Here is a 21,457-nt window from a genome sequence, read left to right on the forward strand (position 1 = left end):
GTTGCAATGCTTACTCAAGAACAAGTACTCGAAAAACTGCGCGAGTGGATGGAAGAGCTTTTTGAAATCGAACCTGAAGATGTGCAGCTTAACTCTAACTTGGCAACTGATCTAGATGTTGACAGTATTGATGCGATCGACTTGGTCGTGAAAATCAAAGAGTTGACGGGTAAACAAGTGAATCCGGAGGACTTTAAAAATGTCCGTACGGTTCAGGATGTGGTTACTGTCATCCAGAACATGTCAGCTGCATGAAACATCTTCTAAGAGGGATAGTGATTACCGGTTTGGTGCTCTATCCCTTTTTAGTGGGCTATGGACTGGCACAAGGATATTTTGCCTGGATCAGTATATTGCTGATTGTGCTGGGAGCACTGCGACTATTCAGCAAAGGCAATACTTTACTGTGGCCCTTGACCGGATTTGCAATTTTATGTGGTGGTCTTAGCTTGATTCTGAAAGATCAAAACTGGCTAAAGCTTTATCCGGTTTTTATGAGCATTGGCTCATGTATGATTTTTGCCAGTACATTGCTTCGACCACCTTCGATGATTGAACGCTTTGCTCGATTGGCAGAGCCAGATTTACCGCCTGAAGGCGTGGTCTGGACTAAAAAGGTCACTGTAGTCTGGTGTGGTTTTTTTATTTTGAATGCCGCCATTGCCCTGTATACCGTATATTTTGCGCCAACACGGATTTGGGCGCTGTATAACGGTTTTATCTCCTATATGTTCATGGGAAGTTTGTTACTTGGGGAATATGTCTTGCGTAAGCGGCAGCAACGTCTGCATCAGCAGCAAGAATAGTACGAAAGAATTATTAGCGAATGAGTATGTCTTGTCACTTTAAGCACCATGTAAATTCATCACGCCTGCTTTGTGTAAAAGCAGATCTGACGCCTGTTTCTTTTCAGAATTTCTGGCAGGATGTACAACAGCAGGCGGCTCAGATTCAGCCTTTAGCTTCTTCTATTTGGGCGCTTTGGGAGCAAGATAGCTATGAGTTTCTGGTGCTCTTCTTCGCAGCGCTACAAGCAGGGAAGCAAGTCCTGTTGCCCCCGAACCGGGTCAGTGAACTGGAACGAGAACTGGCAGCTGAACAGATTCATTTTCTAAAGCGTTTTGAGCTACAACATGATTCTGATGCGATCCAGTTGAATTTGGATGATGCATTTTTAAGTCAAGCTCAAGTCTATTTCTATACTTCGGGTTCTACCGGTCAGCCAAAAAAAATTCCACGTACCTTAGAACAACTTTTTAATGAAGTTGCAGGGCTGGATGCCAGCTTTAGCCTGCCAGCAGATACGATTGCGATTGCCACCGTCAGTCATCAGCATATTTATGGCTTGCTATTTAAATTATTGTGGCCTTTAGCCAGTGGTCGCAGTTTTTACCAGCATCAGCTGGCCTTTCCTGAAGATGTAGCTGATATTCAGCAGAAAATTGCTGGATTCCAGCGACCAAACTACGTGATTTCCAGTCCAGCCCTTTTAAAACGCTGGACTACAGATGTGCTGTTGCAAGATTGCCTGCTGGTCTATTCATCCGGGGGCAAGCTGGATGCAGGCGTACGTCCTTATCTGAACAGCCCAATCACTGAAGTTTTTGGCAGCTCAGAAACTGGAGGGATTGCCCATCGACAGGCGGATGATGCCTTATGGACGCCTTTTGCCAACGTTGAAGTTGGCACAGGGGAACAGAGTGAACTCGTGGTTCGTGCTGATCATGCCTATAGTCAAGACTGGATTTTGACGGGTGATAAGGTTGAACTGACTGACTCAGAGAACCTAAAGTCGACATTCAAGTTATTAGGGCGTTTGGACCGGATTGTAAAGCTAGAAGAAAAACGCTTAAGTCTGGATGCCATCGAGCAAAGCCTGTTAACTGTGGAAGGCGTGCAGCAGAGTCATGTGCTAGTGTATGAAAAAGAACACCGTCAGATCCTTGCAGCAGTTGTGGTTTTGACTGAGGCTGCACGTGCAGAACTAATTGCTTTAGGTAAGGCCAAATTTGCGGCGCAATTAAAAGCCCAGCTAGTAAATAAACTAGAAAGCATGGCGATTCCACGTCAGTGGCGCTTCTTGAGCCAGATGCCGCAAAATGCGCAGTCCAAGCTAAATAAACAATATTTGAAATCGTTGTTTTCTCCGATGCAATTACCCGTAGTGCTTGAACATCAGGTGGATGAAGATCAAATCTCCTACCAGCTTGAATTCACACCAGAACTGGAATGTTTCAAGGGGCATTTCCCGGGTCATCCGATATATCCGGGTGTGGGGCAGATTGGCTTTATCCAGCATTTTGCGCGACAAAATTGGGCAGATTTGCACTGGTGTAGTGGTTTTGAACAGTTAAAATTCCAGGATTTGATTCGTCCCTATATGGCAGTTCATCTCACTTTGAAGCGTAAAGCGCATAAAGTCAGTTTTGAGCTGCAACTCAGAGATAAAACTTTGGCATCCGGTCGTCTACTCTTTGCGCTGGAACAGCAACAACCACAGGTGACAGGCTGAACTGATGAAACAATGTTTTGTAATTCCGGTATATAACCACCCGCATTATCTGCATGCCTTAGTCCAGCATTTGAATAGCTTTCAGCTGCCGATCATTATGGTGAATGATGGCAGTGGGGCGGAGTGTACTCAGTTGTTGCGTCAGATTGCTGCTGAAAACGAACTGGTTGATCTAGTTGAGCACGAGGTCAATCAAGGTAAAGGTAAAGCGGTCATCACTGGTCTGTTCCATACTGCTGAACGTGGCTTTAGCCATGCTTTGCAGCTGGACTCTGATGGTCAGCATGACTGGCAAGATGTACAGCGTTTTCTGGACGCTTCACAGCAGAACCCGGAAGCAATGGTGATTGGTCAGCCAGTGTTTGATGAATCCGTGCCGAAAAAGCGTCTCTATGGCCGTTATGCAACGCATATCTGGGTGTGGATTAATAGCCTGTCGTTTGATATCAAGGACAGTATGTGCGGTTTCCGGGTCTATCCACTGGCGAGCACGGTCAAAATTCTGAAAACCGCAAAATTCCAGCCACGTATGGGCTTTGATACCGAAATTCTGGTGCGCCTGAAATGGGACAATGTACCATTTGTGAATGTACCGACTCGGGTGATCTATCCTGAAAATGGCATCTCACACTTTAATGTGTGGCGAGACAATGTGGGCCTAACCAAGGCACATTCACGCCTGTTTGCGGGGATGTTAGTTCGTTTACCTAAACTGGTTTATCACAAGGTGAAAGGTTAATCCGGTGGCAGACGCTCAGGCTAAAAAATGGAATGCCATCCGCGAGCGTGGTGGCATGTTGCCATTGATGTTGATGCTGGGTTTTTATCGCCTGGGCGGCAGATGGTTATGTCGTATCGTGTTGTACTTCGTAATTATGTGGTACTGGCTATTTTCCAATACTGCACGTCAGGCATCACTACAATATCTGCAAAGCCTGCATCATTTTGTTGGCAACCAATCTCCTTTTAAGACTTTACCAGGCTTGCCTAACACCTATACGCATTTAATGCAGTTCGGAGAATGCATTCTCGACAAGATTGAAGGCTGGCTGGGGCATATTCCTGAACAGCAATTAAAGCTGCATGGTCATGAGCATTTCCGCAACCATTACCAAAAAGGCGCAGTGATTGTCGTATCGCATTTTGGCAATATTGAATTGCTGCGTGCCATCAAGTCAGAACATCCGCAGAAGATTAATGTGCTGGTCTATCAGAAGCATGCCACCAAGTTTAACCAATTTCTGAAAAAGCTGAATGATCACGCCGATGTCAACCTGATTTCAGTTGATGAATTGGGTATGGAAACCGCGTTAATTCTCCAGGAAAAACTGGATCAGGGTGAATGGATTATCGTGGCAGCAGACCGTGTGCCGGTACAGTCTGATCGTGTGCAAACGGTTGATTTTTTAGGGCAGCCAGCCCAATGGCCTCAAGGCGTATGGATCTTGGCAAGTTTACTCAAGGCACCGGTATTGGCTGTATTTTGCTATCGCATGCAGCAGCATTTTGAAGTGCATATCCATTCGGTTGCAGAGCAACTCAATTTTCCACGTAAGACCCGCCTGCAGTCTATGCAACAGGTGACGCGTAGTTATGTGGCTTTATTAGAACAACATTGTATGCGTGCGCCATATCAATGGTTCAATTTTTATAATTTTTGGGATAGAGGGTAAGACGGGTGTTGATTGTAGGGGAAACTGCACTGACCATTGAAGATGTGGTGGCAGTAGCACGTCAGGAAAAAAAGGTCGCTTTACCAAGTTCAGAGGAATGGCGTGAGCTGATCCAGCGTGGAGCTGACTTTCTGGATCAACTTCTGGAAGAAGAAGGCGTCATTTATGGTGTGACCACCGGTTATGGTGATTCCTGTCTGGTCGAAATTCCTCCGCATCAGGTCAATGAACTGCCTCTACATCTGTCCCGCTTTCATGGTTGCGGCCTAGGCCAGAATCTGGATCTGATTACTGCACGTGCCGTAGTCGTCACCCGCTTGTGTTCACTGGCACGTGGTTATTCCGGTGTTTCATATGTTTTGCTGGAACGCCTGGTCTGGATGCTGAATGAAAATGTCATTCCGGTGATTCCTTCGGAAGGTTCGGTTGGAGCCAGTGGTGACCTAACGCCATTGTCTTATATTGCTGGTGCACTGGTCGGTGAGCGGGATGTGTATTGGCAAGGCAAAATCATTCCAATTGCTGAGGTATATGCAGCCAAAGGCCTGCAGCCGCATGTGATGCGTCCTAAAGAAGGTCTAGCACTGATGAATGGAACAGCCGTGATGACTGCAATTGCTTGCCTCAACTATAAAAAGGCAGAGCAGATTTCCCTAACTAGTACTTTAATCACCGCGATGAATGTGCTGGCGCTAGAAGGAAATCCAAGCCATTTTGATGAAATCTTGTTTGCCCAAAAACCGCATCCGGGACAACAAAATATTGCGGCACAACTGCGTGACTGGCTGAATAGTGAAGTACAAACTGAACATCAAAGCTCACGTCTGCAAGACCGTTATTCTTTGCGCTGTGCACCGCATATCATTGGCGTATTTGAAGATTCTAAAGTCTGGCTGCGTCAGTTTATTGAAAATGAGTTGAACTCCAGTAATGACAATCCTTTGATTGATCCAGTGAATCTGCGTGTCTTACATGGCGGGCATTTCTATGGTGGGCATATTGCTCAAGCCATGGACAGTCTTAAGATCATGATTGCCAATATTGCCGACCTGATGGATCGTCAGCTGGCACAACTGGTAGATTACAAGATGAATAATGGTCTACCACGTAACCTGACGGGTTCTAGCCTTGAGCGCTTACCGCTGAATCATGGATTTAAAGCCGTACAGATTGGTGTTTCTGCATGGACGGCAGAAGCCTTAAAACAGACCATTTCAGCTTCAATTTTTTCACGTTCTACAGAATGCCATAACCAGGACAAGGTCAGTATGGGTACCATTGCTGCACGTGATGCTAGCCGTGTGATTCTTCTGACTGAACAGGTGATTGCTGCGTTGAGCTGTGCCTGTGTGCAGGCAGTCTGGCTAAAAGGTCTAGATACAGAATTAACCCCAGTTTTAACTGCATTCCAACAATGGGTTCTTCAGTCCTTCAAATATGTGGAGGAAGATCGCCCGTTGCAGCAGGAGCTGCAAACTTTGGTTGACCGTTTTGAAAATCTGGAGCTGTTCAGCAGCGCCATCCTATCTTAAACACAGGAAATTCGTCATGCATGCCGATGTGATCATAGAAGTGCCTTTTCATGATGTGGACACCATGAATGTGGTGTGGCATGGACATTATCTGAAGTATTTTGAAATTGCCCGCTGCAAGTTGCTGGATCAATTTCAGTACAACTATAACCAGATGCGTGAATCAGGCTATGCATGGCCAGTGATTGAAAGTCATGTGCGTTATGCGCATGGCATCTTGTTTGAACAAAAAATTCGTGTTCGGGCGATTCTGAAAGAATGGGAAAATCGTCTGAAAATTGAATATCAGATTTTTGATGCTGAAAGCGGCAAACGGCTGACCAAGGGTTATACCACTCAAGTGGCTGTAGACATAGAAACCCGGGAAATGTGTTTCCAGTCTCCTCAGATTTTATTTGACCGCCTTTATGCGTGGTCAGCGTTTCAGGCCAATGCACAATGAAATTCTTGCAACAGATGAAATTCGCAGCAGCATGTAGCTGTGCGGCTGTCAGCTTAACTCTCAGCATGCCGGTAGCACATGCGCAAAATACTCAGCTACAGCAGGTGTTCACTCAGCTGTCAGCAACACCTGTGGTACGGGCTAATTTTGAACAGCACAAAAAACTGGCTTCACTGAACAAGACCTATGTATCCAAAGGCACGATCCTATTCCATAAAAATCAGGGTGTACTATGGCAAATTCAAAGTCCAGTCAAAGCCGATCTGATTGTGACCCAGAAAAAATTGGTGCAGAAAACCCAGCGCACTTCCAGTCAGATTGAAGTCGACAAAACCCCGTATGGTTCAGTCGCCACCATGTTCCTACAGCTGATGTCAGGCAATGAAGCAGCGTTGGCCAAAAACTTTACCGTGGTCTCAGCACGTTATACACCGGCAGAGTGGAATGTGACGCTGAAACCGAAAAGCAGCCTGTTTAAAAAACTGTTTATTCAGGTAGATGCACAAGGTCAGCGTTATGTGAATCAGATTGTGATTCATGAGCAGGCAAGGAATAGCACCACCATTCGTTTTAGCCAGCAAACGGCTCAGCCACAAAGCTTAACGGCAGCAGAAAATGCGCTTTTCCAGCTGGCAAAATAAGTTTACCGCACTGTGGCTGGTGATCCTGAGTGTGATCGCGATTGCACTCGGGACGGCCTGGTTGCGTCAGGATATTCGTATCCAGACCAATATCTTTGCCTTGCTGCCAGAAGCACATCAGGATGCCGATCTGGAACGGGCGCAGCAGTATGTCAGTGAACAGCTGAATGACAAGGTCTTTGTGGTACTCGATGCTCCGGATGAGCTTAGCCTGAATCAGGCAACAGCTTTACTGCGTAAGCAAGTCGGTCAGAGCCAGCTGTTTCAGCCAGTTCAGGCACAAATCGATCAGCAAAAGTTTGCCCAAATTCTGTTCCAGCATCGAGCCGGTTTGCTTTCTGCACAGGACCGTGAGCTGCTGCAACAGCAGGACCATCAGTCATTAACAGAACAGAGTATGCTGCAACTGATGAGTCCGGGCATGCCGATCACCGCAGAGCTATTGCAGCAGGATCCACTTTTACTGTTTCCACGTTATGCCATTGGGCTGAGTGGTTTGCAGGGCAATAATGACATTCAGCTGGAGCAGGGCTTTGCCACCATACATGATGATCAAGGCTTATCACGCCTGATCGTTCTACAGTTGAATAACAGCCCTTATAATATTGATTATCAGGAACAGACTTCTGCCTTTATTCAGCAAGCTAATGAGCAGTTAAAATCACTTAAAGTACAGCTACATTGGACTGGGACATTACTGTTTGCCCAGTTCGGAACCACTTCGGCCAAAGAAGAAATCTCCACCATTGGTGTGGGATCGACACTCGGCATTTTATTGCTGGTTTGGTTCGGCTTCCGTTCCATTCGCCCAATGCTGACCGAAATGATCGCTGTCGGAACCGGCTGTCTGGTGGCTTTTGCTGCGACCTATGCCTTATTTGGTGAAATTCACTTGATGACATTGGTCTTTGGTGCCAGTCTGATCGGGGTCTGTGTCGACTTTTCTTTCTATTTTATGGCGATGCAATCGCAGCATCGTCATATCGATGGATTTGAAGTCTTAAAGCCTTTATTGCCAAGCCTGTTCGTTGGTCTGATGACGACACTCTTGGCCTATGTGGTGCTAAGTTTTACCCCATTCCCAGGCTTTAAGCAGATCGCGGTATTTTCCATGGTTGGCTTGGCTGGTGCCTGGATCACCAGTATCTTGTTGCTGCCTCGTTTGCCAGCACTGAATGCCGAACCTGCAATTCGGACCCTGGCATTTATTGGTAAAGCCCGGAATTGGATTCAGGCTCGTAACTCACTACGTTATGGTCTGATTGCCATCATTCTAGTTGTGACTGGTAGCAGCCTGTTCTTCCTGAAAAGTAATGATGATATCCGTAACCTGCAAAGTATGGATCGGCAGCTGAAACAGGAAGACCAGTATGTGCGCGAACGCTTTATGCAGCAGCAGGGCAGTGAATACTTTGTTGTGCGGGGGTATACCCCAGCAGAACTGGAACAGCATGAAACAGCACTTCTTGCCAAGTTAAGCAGTTTACAAGAACAAGGTAAGCTCGAAGCAGTACAGGCTTTGGGACAATGGCTAGTACCTATAGCAACCCAACAACAAAACATCAGACTATTACAGCAAATTCCCCAACAAGATTTGGTGAGCTATGCAGAAGCCATGCAACTGAATGCCCCAGATGTGCTGAGCTGGCAACAACAGTTAGCAAATCAACCTTTGATAACCGCAGCCCAATTTAAAGATCATCCATTGGCATTCTTGCAGATGAGTCCAACCGAACGTCTGGTCATGCTGCAAAACGTGAAGGATATTCAGGCACTGGAACAGCTGACTTCAGCAAATGTACAGCTACTTCGTCCAGTTAGCCAGTTATCGACCTTATTTAAACAGCATCGTGAACATGCACAGAAACTGCTGGTCATCGCTTTGATCATTTTGGCGATTGGCTTAGGCACACTGTATGGCAAAAAATCCATCCTGCCTTTGATTTTGCCCGTTAGTATGGCATTGATGACTACCTTCGCCATTCAGGCCTGGCTCGGTGTCGAGATTAACCTGTTTAGTATTATGGGCACGTTCCTGATCATCGGGATTGGGGTGGATTACGCAATTTTTTACCGACATGGGCATGACCATCCTCAAGTCGTGGGTATGGCATTGTTCCTGTGCATGATGTCAACCTTCTTTGGTTTTGGATTATTGTCCTTTAGTCAGACTTATGCCATTCATTGCTTTGGCCTGACCGTATTATTGGGCGTTATTTTCGCATTTATTTATGCAACGTTATTTACTTCATCAGATGAAAAGCACGTTGTAATTGAGCAGTATCAGCCGAAGCGCTGAAAAATAAAGGTAAAAGTGCAATGAGCACCATGCAGCAGACAGATGTATTGATTATTGGGGCAGGTCCTTCAGGCAGTTCGGCAGCAGCCTTACTGCGACAGAAAGGTTATCAAGTGACGGTGATTGAAAGGCAGTATTTTCCGCGCTTTTCTATTGGTGAGTCACTGTTGCCTCAGTCGATGGTCTTTCTGGAAGAAGCGGGTCTGCTGGATACGGTTCGTGCACATGTCGATGAATATGCGTTCCAGTTTAAAAATGGTGCGGCATTCCTGCGTGGACCACAGCGCAGTTTCTATGATTTTACCGAAAAATTTAGTGAAGGCCCGGGAACAACCTGGCAGGTCCGTCGTGCTCAGTTTGACCATTTATTAGCTTTGGAAGCTGAAAAGAAAGGAGCTGAGATCCGTTTTGGTCATGAAGTGACAGCAGTTGATGTAGAACCTGAACATCCAGTCCTGACTGTAAAATATGAGCAGGGTGAAAGCTATCAAATTCAGGGAAAATTCCTGCTGGATGCCAGTGGTTTTGGCCGAATCTTGCCAAAATTTTTAGATCTGGAAAGTCCGTCAGATTTCCCGGTCCGTCGTGCCGTATTTACTCATATTGAAGATGGCATCCTGGATGATCCAGACTTTGACCGTCAGAAAATCCTGATCACGGTACATGATATGGATCATCGTGCCTGGTACTGGTTGATTCCCTTTGCCGATGGCCGTTCATCTTTTGGTATTGTGGCTGAACAGGATTTCTTTGAAAAATACGGTTTTGAAGATTCTACTGACCAAGACCTGGAAAGCCTGTTTAAACGAATTCTGGCCGATGATCCAAGTCTGTCGCATGTACTACGTAATGCCAAGTTTGATACACCAGTACGCACTCTCGTAGGTTACTCTGCGAATGTTAAACATCTGGCTGAACGTAACTATGCTTTATTGGGTAATGCCGGTGAGTTCCTGGATCCAGTGTTCTCTTCGGGTGTCACGATTGCCCTGAAGTCTTCCAGCTTGGCAATTCCATTGGTCAATAAAGTGTTGCAAGGCCAAAGCGTTGACTGGATGGAAGAATATGAGAAACCATTACGCCAGGGCATTCAGGTGTTCCGGGCTTATGTAGAATCCTGGTATTCCGGTGAATTCCAGGACGTTGTATTCTCAACCCGTCAGGAAGACCGGATTCGCCGTATGATTTCATCCTTATTGGCAGGATATGCCTGGGATACGACTAACCCGATTCATAAGAATGCAAAACAGCGTTTAAACACTTTGGCAGAATATTGCCGTGAAGCACTACCACAGGAAAGTTGATTTGATGACAGCAAGAATGCCTTTAAAGCTAATCTCCCTTGCATTGGCCAGCCTATTGCTCAGTAGCGGCTGTCAAAGCCTGATTCCGCAAGCTCAAGGCTTGGTGACTTTGACCTGGCCTGCGCAAAGCTATCAGCGTCAGGACCAGATTGAAGTTCAATGGAAGGAACATAGCTTTAGTTTCTTGCTGTATCAGGAACAACAGGGCAGTAACCTAGACATGGTGGCGCTGAGCCTGACTGGACAACAGCTATTTAAGCTTAGCTTTAATGGTCATAAACTTCAGGTGGAGCAGCGTATTGATGCCATGAAGCTGCTGCCTTTTGATTATGTGGTGCGTGACATCCTGTATGCGACCTATCCGGATTTTGCCAAAATGCAGTCTGCACAGGTCAGCCTACAGCAACAAAATGATATGCAGGTGGTGCTGATTCAGAACCAGCCTGTGCTAAAAATTAAAACTTTAGATGACAGTATTGAACTGAACAATGTTCAGGTGCCATACCAGATGGTGATCAGTCCTGTCAGCAATACACTAGAAAATGATGAGGGAATGCATGGATCATAATCCCAACACCGTTCATCCTGCAGTCGGGATTCAGTTAAGTGTCGGGCTGTCGGCATTGAGGGCAACTGCTGACCAGCTTAAATATAACCTCACTCATTCTGTAAATACTTTGACAGAAAGCGCTGATTTCTTGCCGGAACAGAAAGTCTGGGTCGGTGCTTATCATGGTGAACTGATCAGTGAAGTGCCAGATGCACTGAAACCGTTGGATTCACGTAACCTGCGTTTTGCCCTGACTGCGCTCAAAGAAATAGAAGCCGATGTGCAGGCTTATGTGGCTCAGTTTCCAAAGCATCGTCTAGCTGTTATTCTGGGGACTTCGACTTCTGGGGTGGGTGACAATGAAGCTGTAATGAAAGCTTATTTCACGCATCAATCTGAAGACTTGGTTGATCACCGTAAACAGGAAATGGGCTGTCTAGCTAAAGCCATCCAGCAGTATTTAGGTTGGCAAGGTGCAGCCTATACCATTTCTACCGCCTGTTCTTCAGCCGCTAAAGCCATGGCCGCAGGCCAGCGCTTGTTAAATGCTGATCTTGCTGATGCAGTTTTGGTCGGTGGTGTAGATACCTTGTGCCGACTGACTTTAAATGGTTTTAATAGCCTGGAAAGTCTCTCTGCGGGAATCTGCCAACCATGTGGTGCACAGCGCGATGGCATCAATATTGGAGAGGCAGCAGGTTTATTCTTACTTTCCAAAGAAACTGCACCAGTGATGTTGCTCGGCAGTGGTGAATCCATGGATGCCTGGCATATTTCTGCCCCGCATCCTGAAGGACAGGGTGCAGCTCAAGCTATGCGGAAAGCCCTTGATATGGCAGGGATTCAAGCCAATGAAATTGGTTACCTGAATATGCATGGCACCTCAACACCGCAAAATGATGCGATGGAGATTAAGGCGGTGCGCACGGTATTTCAGGAACATGACGTACCGTTGAGCAGTACCAAACATAAAACCGGACATTGTCTTGGCGCTGCCGGAGCGATTGAAGCTTATATCTGCCAGCAGGTGTTACTCGACCAAAGCTGGTTGCCGCTGCATCAGGATGGTGTGCTTGATCCAGAACTGGATGATCAGAACTACGTACTGAATCCAGAACTGAATCAGCCGATCCGTTATGTGATGAGCAACTCCTTTGCCTTTGGCGGCAGCAATATCAGTCTTATTTTAGGAACTACATGTCCATGATGGATGCCGTACAGTTTATTCCACATGAAAAGCCGATGGTCTTTGTAGATCATTTGATTGAAACCAATGACGAGTTTGCGATTGCTGAGCTGACTATTCGCCCTGAACTGATGTTTTGTGAAACTGAAGGTTTACCGACCTGGACCAGTATTGAGTTGATGGCACAGACAGTGAGTGCCTATGCAGGGCATAAAGGGCATTCCAAAGGTCAGCAACCGCGTATCGGTTTTTTGCTTGGAACACGCAAAATGCAATTGCCGGTGCCTTATTTTGAATTAGGCAGCGTGGTCCGTATTCGGGTAGAGCAGAGTTATCTACACGAAGGTCTAGGCCAATTTAATTGCGAAATACAGTATAAAGAACATAATTTTACTGCAATGCTGAGTGTTTATGAGCCTGCAGACAATGATGACATGATTGGGAAGTTAAAGTGAGAAGAAGAATTTTAGTCACAGGTTCAAGCCGGGGAATTGGTAAGGCGATCGCACTGGAACTGGCCAAGGCGGGTTTTGATGTCACTGTACATGCACGCTCAAGACAGCAGGAAGCAGAACAGGTCGCACAGGAAATTCAGGCGTTGGGTCAGGTCAGTCATGTACTGATGTTTGATGTGAATGATCGTGCGCAGATCGCAGCAATCTTGGAGCAAGATGTGGCAGAGCATGGCGCTTTCTATGGTGTGGTGCTGAATGCCGGTTTAACTCGTGATGGCGCTTTCCCGGCATTAACTGATGATGACTGGGATGATGTAGTCTCAACTTCTCTGAATGGTTTCTACAATGTATTAAAACCTTTGATGATGCCGATGATTCGCCTGAAACAGGGTGGCCGTATCGTGACTTTGTCTTCAGTATCTGGGGTAATGGGCAACCGAGGTCAGGTGAACTATAGTGCAGCCAAAGCTGGCTTGATTGGGGCGACTAAAGCTCTAGCTCTAGAGTTGGCGAAACGTAAAATCACCGTTAACTGTGTTGCACCTGGTCTGATTGAAACGGAAATGGTCACGGAAGAAGTGAAGGAACATGCCCTGAAAATGATCCCGATGCAGCGCATGGGACAGGTTGAGGAAGTGGCTAAAGTGGTGAAATTCCTGTGTAGTGATGACGCGAGTTACATCACCCGTCAGGTCATCTCGGTGAATGGAGGATTGATCTGATGAAACGTGTGGTTGTTACAGGAATGTCAGGGATCACCTCGCTAGGTGAAACTGCGGATCAGATTTTTGCACAATTTGCTGAGGGGAAGAGCGGTATCCGCTATATGCCGGAATGGGAAGTCTATACGGATCTGCGTAGTAAGCTTGGCGGTCCGGTTGAGTCTTTTACCGTACCAAAGCATTTTAACCGTAAGGTCACTCGCGGCATGGGCCGTGTTGCCCTGATGTCGGTGGTTTGTGCGGAAAAAGCGCTGGAAGATGCAGGTTTATTAGGTAATGAAATCCTGACGAGTGGCGACGCTGGTGTGGCTTTTGGTTCCTCAGCAGGAAGCGTAGATGCCATCCGTGAGTTTGGGGCCATGCTGCTTGAAAATAATATGAATCAGCTGAATGCAACGACCTATATTCGCATGATGTCGCATACCAGTGCGGTGAATATGACGGTATATTTTGGACTGAAAGGTTTGACCTTACCGACTTCAAGTGCTTGTACTTCTGGCTCAATGGCGATTGGTCAGGCTTATGAAGCAGTTAAATACGGTAAGCAAACCGTGATGCTGGCAGGTGGAGCTGAAGAGCTCAGCGCAGCAGGCTGTGCAGTGTTCGATGTGCTGCTAGCAACCAGTAGCAAGAATGATCATCCTGAACAGACGCCTCGTCCTTTTGATCAGAATCGCGATGGCCTAGTGGTGGGGGAAGGTGCCGGCTGTCTGATTCTGGAAGAATATGAACATGCCAAAGCCCGTGGTGCCAAAATTTATGCTGAAATTATTGGCTATGGCAGTAATACTGATGGCCAGCATGTCACTCGTCCAGATTCCGAAATGATGGGACGCTGTATGCAGCTGGCACTTAAAGATGCTCAGGTGAATGCAACAGAGATTGATTATGTGAATGCACATGGTACCTCTACCGATCAGGGGGATGTAGCAGAAACTCAGGCAACTTTACGTATTTTAGGGAAAAAGCCAATCAGCTCATTAAAAAGTTATTTTGGTCACACCTTGGGGGCTTGTGGTGCTATTGAAGCTTGGCTGAGCATTGAGATGATGCAGCGCCAGCAATTTGTACCTACCTTAAATCTGGATCATATTGACCCGTCGTGTGCAGAATTGGATTATATCCGGGGTGAGATGCGTCACATGTCCGCCGATCTGATCATGAGCAATAACTTTGCCTTTGGCGGTATTAATACATCACTGATCTTTAAAAAATCTAATTACAAATAACCATAATTTCAGAGGGTAATATGAAACTGAAAAAATGGCTGCTGGTTCTTTCAGCAGCAGGGGTAATGAGTCTTACTGCTTGTAGTACAGTTAAAATTTCTGACTATCCCCAGCGTCAGTTTAGTGTACCTGCTCAGATTTCTGCAGCAGAGGTACAAAAACAGATTAGACAAGCAATTGCACAGCAGGCACGTGCCGGTTGGGCAGTTGAACAAGCTGATAACAGTCGTGTAGTTGCGGGTATAACCCGTCGTAGCCACTATTTGCAGGTCACTTATCAGATGAATGGTCAGCAGGTATCTTCACAGATTACTGGTAGTCGTAATCTTGAGCATAAGGGCAACAAAATCCATAAAAATGCGATGGCTTGGAAAATGCGTTTAGACAATGCTGTATTTTCACAGCTGAGTTCATCATTAAATTAATTTTTTAGAGGGTAACATAATGAAGATTAAACAATTTGTTTTAGCCGCTGTGCTTGGCTTTGGGGGCATGACGACTGTTCAGTCAGCAGACCAGATGCATGACTTTGACTTTCAGGATGCGGTAAACCGTGCTGTAGCAGAAGGTGTGTTAGATGGTTCTGTAAAATTTTATCTGGCTGGTACTAAGTCAGGTGGGAAAGTGATCGAGCGCGGTCTGGTAACTAATAAAAAAACCAATGGTTTTGCCAAGTCAGCAGAGTCGTCTTGTGACCATGTACTACGTTCTGCACTGATCCAGTTTGAACGTACTGCAAAAGCGCGTGGTGCCAATGCTGTAACTAATATCGTGAGTTATTACAAAGCCAATGAAACCAAGAGCACCAAGACTTATCAATGTGCTAAAGGTACCGCAGTGGCTGGTGTAGCGCTAAAAGGTGACCTAGTAAAACTTTAATCTGAATATTTTCAGGAAAAAGCCCCGCCATTTATTGGTGGGCTTTTTTATTATATTGTTCATTATTAATCTGAATAAAAATGCATCTAAACGATCATATGAGTGCTTTGACATCCTCTCCGACCTAAAGGACGGAGATTCCTCCTGCGAGACGCCCATGTCCGAGCGCAAGAATATTCAGTGCTGAGTTTATATCTCTATCGTGGAATGTACCGCACTCCACACACTGCCATTCTCTTATTCCAAGTCCTGCTCTACCTTTCAGACTACTGGAGCGTGAGCCGCAGCACGAGCAAGTTTGGGTGGTATAGGCTTCATTGACTTCTTCATACCATACCCCTGCGTTCTCGCATTTATACTTGAGCATGGTTCTTAAGGTCGTCCAACCTGCATCGAGTACAGACTTAGCTAATTTTGTCTGTGCCAATGCTTTGGCATTCACATTACCAACGAAGATGGCTGCATGTTCATTCACCAGTTTATGACTGAATTGATGCAGCATATTTTGACGTAGATTTTTGATCTTGGCATGAATCGCTTTGACACGTTTTTTATTTCTTGCTCTTTGAGCAATACCAAGTTTTTGTTCATATTGACGATAGATTTTAGGCGCTTTGAACTTTACACCATCTGAGCAAGTCGCAAGGTCTTTGAGTCCTAGATCAATGCCAATTGAGGTTTTAGCGGTGGTTTTCTCTGTTTTAATTGAATCAACCACAAGACATACATACCAACGCCCTCGGCTATCCTCGACAAACGAGCCTGTTTTAACATTGTATTTACTTAGTCCGTAACTGTCCCATAGCTTGAATTGATGCTTGCCGTATTGGACATACCCATCGGCATATTTCACCGCCACTTTTTTAAATGGAATCCAACCGAGAGAACGTCTAGCATTTTTTTTGTTACTGACACGCCATTTTAGCTTGGCTTTTTTAAATTGCTTTCTTCGAGTAACTAATTCTTCCGCAACTGCCTGTATGGTTTGGCTGTGCAAATTGCACTCTTTTGATGTACCTTTCGTGTATTTAGCAATATCGTAAGCTGAAAAGAATTGTTGTTTTCTTTGCAAGTGTTTAAAACACAAATCATTGACATAGTTCCAGACAAAATTAACTTCAGATGCCAATTGGTCTAGCACCTTGCAATGTTTGTCTTTTATGCGTAATTTAAGTGTCTTCATCACTAAAATATATTTGGTCTATGGATAATAGTCAAGAGATTAGAACAGGTCGTCACTGTGTTTTTAATATGCACGTTCATTTAGTCTTTGTGGCTAAATATCGTAGAGATGTTTTTACCAAAGCTATGCTCGAAACTATGAATGAAGTATTCAAGCGCATTTGCTTAGACTTTGAAGCTAAGTTGGTAGAATTTGATGGTGAGCATGATCATGTTCATTTACTTGTGAACTATCCACCAAAAGTAGCTATTTCTAGCTTGGTTAACAGCCTAAAAGGTGCATCTAGTCGTATTTTAAGAACTAAACACCCTGAAATTAAAAACAAATTATGGGGGAATGCTTTGTGGTCGCCTAGTTATTTCGCTGCATCGTGTGGAGGTGCTCCCATTGGGATTATTAAACAATATATCCAACAACAGCAAACACCGCATTAGCAATCCTAGCTAATCCCCACAAGGGGGACTAGCGGATTGCAGCCTTATATCCCCGCCCTGAAGGGCGAGGTTTTACGGCTAAAGGGATAAAAATACATACAGTGATCGCTATTCTCTCTCCTCATCAAGTAATTGCAAGTGAATAAAAAAGCCCATCCGGAGATGAGCTTTTCAATTTTTAGTGATGTCCCGTCCTGAAATAAGTTTACACCTTAAGAGACTTATTTTATGGAACATAAACGAGAACAACGAGTTAAACGTACACAACGTGACTATAGCTTTGCCTTTAAAATGATGGTGGTACATGAAGTAGAAAAAGGGCAAATTACTTATAAGCAAGCTCAGGCAAAATATGGTATTCAAGGAAGATCAACTGTGCTGGTATGGTTACGCAAGCACGGACAACAGGACTGGACTTCGAATATGCCGACTTCTTCTAAACGCCAATTGACACCCCAACAACGAATCCGCCAATTAGAAAAGCAGTTAGCCGCAGAAAAGCTTAAAACTGAATTTATTCAGGATGTGATTTATCACATTGATAAAGAATGTGGGACTGATCTTGGAAAAAAGTATACCGAGCACGTTTCAAAGATTGGCAAAGCCAAAGAAGACTAAGCGTTTCACGTTATTGTCAGTGGTTGGGAATCACCCGACAAGCTTATTATCAAGCAGAAAAACGTGCTCAAATGACTGCACAAGCAACTGAACAAATACTTGAGTTGGTTATGGAATATCGCTGTCTCATGCCAAGTATCGGAACACGTAAGCTGTATTGGCTTATTAAAGGCAAATTGTTGCAACGTGGTTTAAAGTGTGGACGGGATCAGTTATTTAAAATATTGAAAGAAAATAACTTATTGATTCGCCCTAAGCGTCGCTATACAAAAACTACGGATAGCAAGCATTGGATGAAGAAGCATCCAAATTTATTAAAGGATTATGCAGCAGTGCAAGCCAATGAAGTCTTTGTTAGTGATATTACCTATGTTGAGAGTGCTGAAGGTGTGCATTATTTATCCTTGGTGACAGATGCTTATACCCGACAGATTAAAGGTTATAAGTTATCGAATGATATGCGTGCGGAGAATGTTGTGCAGGCTCTACATATGGCGATGCAGCAAGCGACAGATCGAGCGACTAGGATGATTCATCATTCAGATAGAGGTGCTCAATATTGCTCTGAGCTATATCAATCGGCATTGCGCCATTATGGGATATGTCCTTCCATGACAGATGGCAAGGACTGTTATCAGAATGCATTAGCAGAGCGAATTAATGGAATATTAAAGCAGGAGTTTTTAACCACGCGATGTCAAACCATGAAGGAGTTAGATCACTTAATTGCGGAATCTATCATGATTTACAATTGTTATAGACCGCATTTAAGTTTAAATATGAACACCCCGAATCAGATGTATGAGCAAACAAAAACCGAGCTAATTGCTTAACTCGGTTTGAAGTGGAATACTGTCAATCTATTTCAGGACAAGACATGAAGGCCGAAATTATGGAATTTCGTTTTCATCTTCAAACTCAGGTTTCACCTGAACAATGAAGTCCTGACGGTTCAGACCCCGCCATAGTGCAAATGCTGTACCGATATAGATCGAAGAATAAGTCCCCACAAATACCCCGATACACATGGCAATTGAGAACCATTTCAGACCAGCACCACCCAGTACCATCATTGCCACAACCACCAGTAATAAGGTTGCAGAAGTATGAATGGTACGACGTAAGGTCTCAGTCAGGGCGATATCCACCACTTCGACAGGTTCTGCACCGCGAATCTTACGGAAGTTCTCGCGGATACGGTCAGAGACCACAATGTTATCGTTGAGCGAGAAGCCGATAATCGCCAGAACCGCTGCCAGAACGGTCAGGTCAAATGGCCATTGCATCATGGCAAAGATACCAACAGTCACCACGATATCGTGGAACAGCGACAGCACCGCACCCATTGCCAGCTTAAACTCGAAGCGGATAGTCACGTAAACCAGCATCAGGATCATGGCCAGCGCTACAGCACCTGCAGAACGCACATACAGCTCATTACCGACTTGACCACCCACCACATCAACCTTAGGCACCTGAGCTGCATTATCTGGTAACTGAACCGCTGTGGTAATGGCTTTGGTTAAGTCTTCTGCTTCGATATCTTCCTGCACCGGCATACGCACCATCAGGTCACGTTCAGAACCTAATGTTTGTACCACTGCATCGTTAAAGCCCGCTTTGCTCAGCGCATCACTGACTTGTGAAGGCTGTACCGGATTGGTGTAGTTCAGCTCTGCTGAGACACCACCGGTAAAGTCTAGGCCCAGATTCAGGCCTTTGGTTGCAATAAAGAAGATACTGGCCACGGTCAGGAAAATCGAAAAGATTGCCGCAGGCAAAGCGATTTTCATGAACGGAATGACACGTTCATCGTGTGGACGGCCGTACTGTTTTGAATCCAGTTGAGTATTTTCAGTCATCAGTGATCTCCTTAAATGCTCAACTTTTTCAGGTTACGTTTTTTGCCATAAATAATCTGTACGATCGCACGGGTTACTGTAATGGCAGTAAACATCGAGCAGACAATACCAATCATTAGGGTCACAGCGAAACCTTTAATCGGGCCAGTACCAATCGCGAACAGAATGAACGCGACTAGGAAGGTGGTTAAGTTCGAGTCGAAAATGGTGTTATACGCCCGGTCATAACCCGCGACAATCGCCTGTTTCGGCGAGGCACCCCATTTCATCTCTTCTCTGATCCGTTCACAGATCAGGACGTTGGCATCGACCGCCATACCAATGGTGATCACGATACCCGCGATACCCGGCAGGGTGAGGGAAGCGCCAATCCATGACATCACCGTCAGGATCATCGCCAGGTTAAATACCAGTGCGAAGTTGGCAATCACACCGAACAGGCGGAAGAACACCACCATCCAGATTGCCACCAGAATGAAACCAATTTGAGTAGACAGCACACCCTTGTCGATGTTTTCCTGACCCAGACTAGGACCAATCACACGCTCTTCCACGAAGTACATCGGCGCAGCCAGTGCACCGGCACGTAGCATCAGCGCAAGTTCAGCCGCTTCTTGTGGTGAATCCAGACCGGTAATACGGAACTGTGAACCTAACACCGCTTGAATCGTGGCGGCGTTGATAATCACAGATTCAGTATAAGGCGTACGAACTTCAGTTTGCTTGCCAGTTGCTGGGTCTTCTACATAGCTGATCTTTTGCTTGTTCTCGATGAACAATACTGCCATGCGTTTACCAACCGCATTACGGGTGGCATCTGCCATCAGCTTACCGCCAGCGCTGTCTAGGGTGATATTTACTTCAGCACCGCCAGTGTCCTGGCTGAATCCAGAAGAGGCATTTTGGACACGTTCACCAGTCAGGATACGGTTACGGTTCAGCAATAACTGACGACCGCTATCCAGTGATTCATAAGCAAAAGCTTCAGTACCAGCAGGTGGTGTACCGTTTACCTGACCAGTATATGGATCAATGTATTGATCATTCAGGTCAGAAACCAGACGGAATTCCAGGTTCGCTGTACGACCGAGGACACGTTTTGCTTCAGCCGTATCTTGTACACCCGGAAGTTCAACCACGATCCGGTTGCTGCCTTGGGTTTGTACCAGTGCTTCTGCCACACCTAACTCGTTAATACGGTTACGTAGGGTGGTCAAGTTCTGGTTCACGGCATAGCTTTCGATTTCCTGCTTACGCGCATCGGTATAAGTCAGACGCAGGGTAGAACCGGCTTCGGTTGCTACAGCCTGTTGAGTGAACTCATTACCATTACGACGCAGGAAATCCATCACCGCAGAACGGTCATCATTATTGGCAAACTGCAAGGTAATGGTGTTGTTGCTCAGGGTCAGGCTGTTAAATTTCAGGCTGTTATCACGCAGCTGACGACGCAGGTCAGTTGCAGAAGTTTCCATACGCTGAGCAATGGCCTTGTCCATATCCACTTCTAACAAGAAGTGCACACCACCACGCAAGTCCAGACCCAGTTTCATTGGCTTGGCACCAATTTTCTGTAGCCATTCTGGTGTGGTTGGTGCAAGGTTTAATGCCACAACATAATCATCGCCCAAGCCACGACGTAGTGCTTCTTTGGCTTTCAGCTGCGCTTCACTGCTATCTACACGCAGTAGGGCTGCATTGTTGCTGAAGCTGTTGTCATGAGTTGGAATATTTTCAGATTTTAAAATTTGCTCTGCTTTTTGTACCATGCTGGCATCAATCTGAGTGCCGGCTGAGGCACCCGAAATCTGTACGGCAGGCTCATCTGGATACAAACTTGGCAGGGCATATAAGGTGCTGACCACTAGGACAACCAGGATCAGCACATATTTCCATGCTGGGTAACGCATTTATTTTCTTCTTAAATTGAAAAAGT

Annotated in this window: 22 protein-coding genes; 19 read left to right on the forward strand and 3 right to left on the reverse strand. The window is 45.6% G+C overall.

Annotation, left to right across the window (positions count from 1 at the left end; all coding sequences use genetic code 11):
* Positions 1-6: 6 nt before the first annotated feature.
* From ABEF84_RS02955 to ABEF84_RS03035, 17 genes are all read left to right on the forward strand, one after another.
* Positions 7-255, forward strand: coding sequence for an acyl carrier protein (locus ABEF84_RS02955; RefSeq protein ID WP_034588986.1), 249 nt, complete (start codon positions 7-9; stop codon positions 253-255).
* A complete protein-coding gene (locus ABEF84_RS02960) occupies positions 252-806 on the forward strand; it encodes a septation protein IspZ (RefSeq protein ID WP_034588983.1) in 555 nt (184 codons plus the stop codon). The genes ABEF84_RS02955 and ABEF84_RS02960 overlap by 4 nt, the downstream gene beginning before the upstream one ends.
* A 26-nt stretch (positions 807-832) precedes the next feature.
* On the forward strand, positions 833-2,512 hold the full coding sequence (locus ABEF84_RS02965) for an AMP-binding protein (RefSeq protein WP_034588982.1): 1,680 nt from the start codon (positions 833-835) through the stop codon (positions 2,510-2,512).
* Positions 2,513-2,516: 4 nt separating this feature from the next.
* Positions 2,517-3,251 carry a glycosyltransferase family 2 protein gene (locus ABEF84_RS02970; RefSeq protein WP_034588980.1) on the forward strand — a complete coding sequence of 245 codons (735 nt, stop codon included), beginning with the start codon at positions 2,517-2,519 and terminating at the stop codon, positions 3,249-3,251.
* 55 nt (positions 3,252-3,306) lie between these two features.
* Complete coding sequence (locus ABEF84_RS02975; protein WP_347454126.1) at positions 3,307-4,185, forward strand: acyltransferase; 879 nt, start codon at positions 3,307-3,309, stop codon at positions 4,183-4,185.
* Between the two features lie 5 nt (positions 4,186-4,190).
* Complete coding sequence (gene hutH / locus ABEF84_RS02980; RefSeq protein WP_034588978.1) at positions 4,191-5,717, forward strand: histidine ammonia-lyase; 1,527 nt, start codon at positions 4,191-4,193, stop codon at positions 5,715-5,717.
* 16 nt (positions 5,718-5,733) lie between these two features.
* Positions 5,734-6,159 carry a thioesterase family protein gene (locus ABEF84_RS02985; RefSeq protein WP_034588975.1) on the forward strand — a complete coding sequence of 142 codons (426 nt, stop codon included), beginning with the start codon at positions 5,734-5,736 and terminating at the stop codon, positions 6,157-6,159.
* A 65-nt stretch (positions 6,160-6,224) separates the two neighbouring features.
* Positions 6,225-6,800 (forward strand): outer membrane lipoprotein carrier protein LolA, encoded by a 576-nt coding sequence (locus ABEF84_RS02990; protein ID WP_227504175.1) that lies wholly within the window; start codon positions 6,225-6,227, stop codon positions 6,798-6,800.
* Complete coding sequence (locus tag ABEF84_RS02995; RefSeq protein ID WP_034588973.1) at positions 6,775-9,099, forward strand: MMPL family transporter; 2,325 nt, start codon at positions 6,775-6,777, stop codon at positions 9,097-9,099. The genes ABEF84_RS02990 and ABEF84_RS02995 overlap by 26 nt, the downstream gene beginning before the upstream one ends.
* 20 nt (positions 9,100-9,119) lie before the next feature.
* Positions 9,120-10,403 (forward strand): NAD(P)/FAD-dependent oxidoreductase, encoded by a 1,284-nt coding sequence (locus tag ABEF84_RS03000; protein WP_034588971.1) that lies wholly within the window; start codon positions 9,120-9,122, stop codon positions 10,401-10,403.
* A gap of 16 nt (positions 10,404-10,419) precedes the next feature.
* Positions 10,420-10,971 (forward strand): DUF3261 domain-containing protein, encoded by a 552-nt coding sequence (locus ABEF84_RS03005; RefSeq protein WP_404798929.1) that lies wholly within the window; start codon positions 10,420-10,422, stop codon positions 10,969-10,971.
* Entirely contained in the window at positions 10,961-12,160 is a 1,200-nt protein-coding gene (locus ABEF84_RS03010) for a beta-ketoacyl-[acyl-carrier-protein] synthase family protein (protein WP_034588968.1), read from the forward strand. The genes ABEF84_RS03005 and ABEF84_RS03010 overlap by 11 nt, the downstream gene beginning before the upstream one ends.
* Complete coding sequence (locus ABEF84_RS03015; protein ID WP_034588966.1) at positions 12,157-12,594, forward strand: 3-hydroxylacyl-ACP dehydratase; 438 nt, start codon at positions 12,157-12,159, stop codon at positions 12,592-12,594. The genes ABEF84_RS03010 and ABEF84_RS03015 overlap by 4 nt, the downstream gene beginning before the upstream one ends.
* Positions 12,591-13,316: a 3-ketoacyl-ACP reductase FabG2 gene (locus ABEF84_RS03020; RefSeq protein WP_034588965.1), complete on the forward strand. Its 726-nt coding sequence runs from the start codon at positions 12,591-12,593 to the stop codon at positions 13,314-13,316. Before ABEF84_RS03015 ends, ABEF84_RS03020 begins: the two co-directional genes overlap by 4 nt.
* Entirely contained in the window at positions 13,316-14,545 is a 1,230-nt protein-coding gene (locus ABEF84_RS03025; RefSeq protein ID WP_034588962.1) for a beta-ketoacyl-ACP synthase, read from the forward strand. Before ABEF84_RS03020 ends, ABEF84_RS03025 begins: the two co-directional genes overlap by 1 nt.
* A gap of 20 nt (positions 14,546-14,565) precedes the next feature.
* Positions 14,566-14,970, forward strand: coding sequence for a hypothetical protein (locus tag ABEF84_RS03030; protein WP_034588960.1), 405 nt, complete (start codon positions 14,566-14,568; stop codon positions 14,968-14,970).
* A 19-nt stretch (positions 14,971-14,989) separates the two neighbouring features.
* Positions 14,990-15,424 (forward strand): excinuclease, encoded by a 435-nt coding sequence (locus ABEF84_RS03035; protein ID WP_034588958.1) that lies wholly within the window; start codon positions 14,990-14,992, stop codon positions 15,422-15,424.
* Positions 15,425-15,548: 124 nt separating this feature from the next.
* On the opposite strand, the gene ABEF84_RS03040 is transcribed toward ABEF84_RS03035, so the two are convergent.
* Positions 15,549-16,607 (reverse strand): RNA-guided endonuclease TnpB family protein, encoded by a 1,059-nt coding sequence (locus tag ABEF84_RS03040; protein ID WP_034586922.1) that lies wholly within the window; start codon positions 16,605-16,607, stop codon positions 15,549-15,551.
* A 20-nt stretch (positions 16,608-16,627) separates the two neighbouring features.
* Here ABEF84_RS03040 and tnpA point away from each other — a divergent pair, with 20 nt between their 5' ends.
* Positions 16,628-17,041, forward strand: coding sequence for an IS200/IS605 family transposase (gene tnpA / locus ABEF84_RS03045; protein WP_075167884.1), 414 nt, complete (start codon positions 16,628-16,630; stop codon positions 17,039-17,041).
* A gap of 228 nt (positions 17,042-17,269) precedes the next feature.
* Positions 17,270-18,492, forward strand: a protein-coding gene (locus ABEF84_RS03050) for an IS3 family transposase (protein WP_347452885.1) whose coding sequence is annotated in 2 segments (ribosomal slippage) — positions 17,270-17,606 and positions 17,606-18,492 — 1,224 coding nt in all. Because the reading frame shifts where the segments join, the coding sequence is not laid out codon by codon here.
* A 57-nt stretch (positions 18,493-18,549) separates the two neighbouring features.
* Here the strand turns inward: ABEF84_RS03050 and secF are convergent.
* A complete protein-coding gene (gene secF / locus ABEF84_RS03055) occupies positions 18,550-19,524 on the reverse strand; it encodes a protein translocase subunit SecF (RefSeq protein WP_171077665.1) in 975 nt (324 codons plus the stop codon).
* Positions 19,525-19,532: 8 nt separating this feature from the next.
* Positions 19,533-21,431, reverse strand: coding sequence for a protein translocase subunit SecD (gene secD, locus ABEF84_RS03060; RefSeq protein WP_034584276.1), 1,899 nt, complete (start codon positions 21,429-21,431; stop codon positions 19,533-19,535).
* Between the last annotated feature and the right edge of the window lie 26 nt (positions 21,432-21,457).

It is taken from the genome of Acinetobacter sp. ANC 7912 (genome assembly GCF_039862785.1).
GTDB classification, from domain to species: Bacteria; Pseudomonadota; Gammaproteobacteria; order Pseudomonadales; family Moraxellaceae; genus Acinetobacter; species Acinetobacter thermotolerans.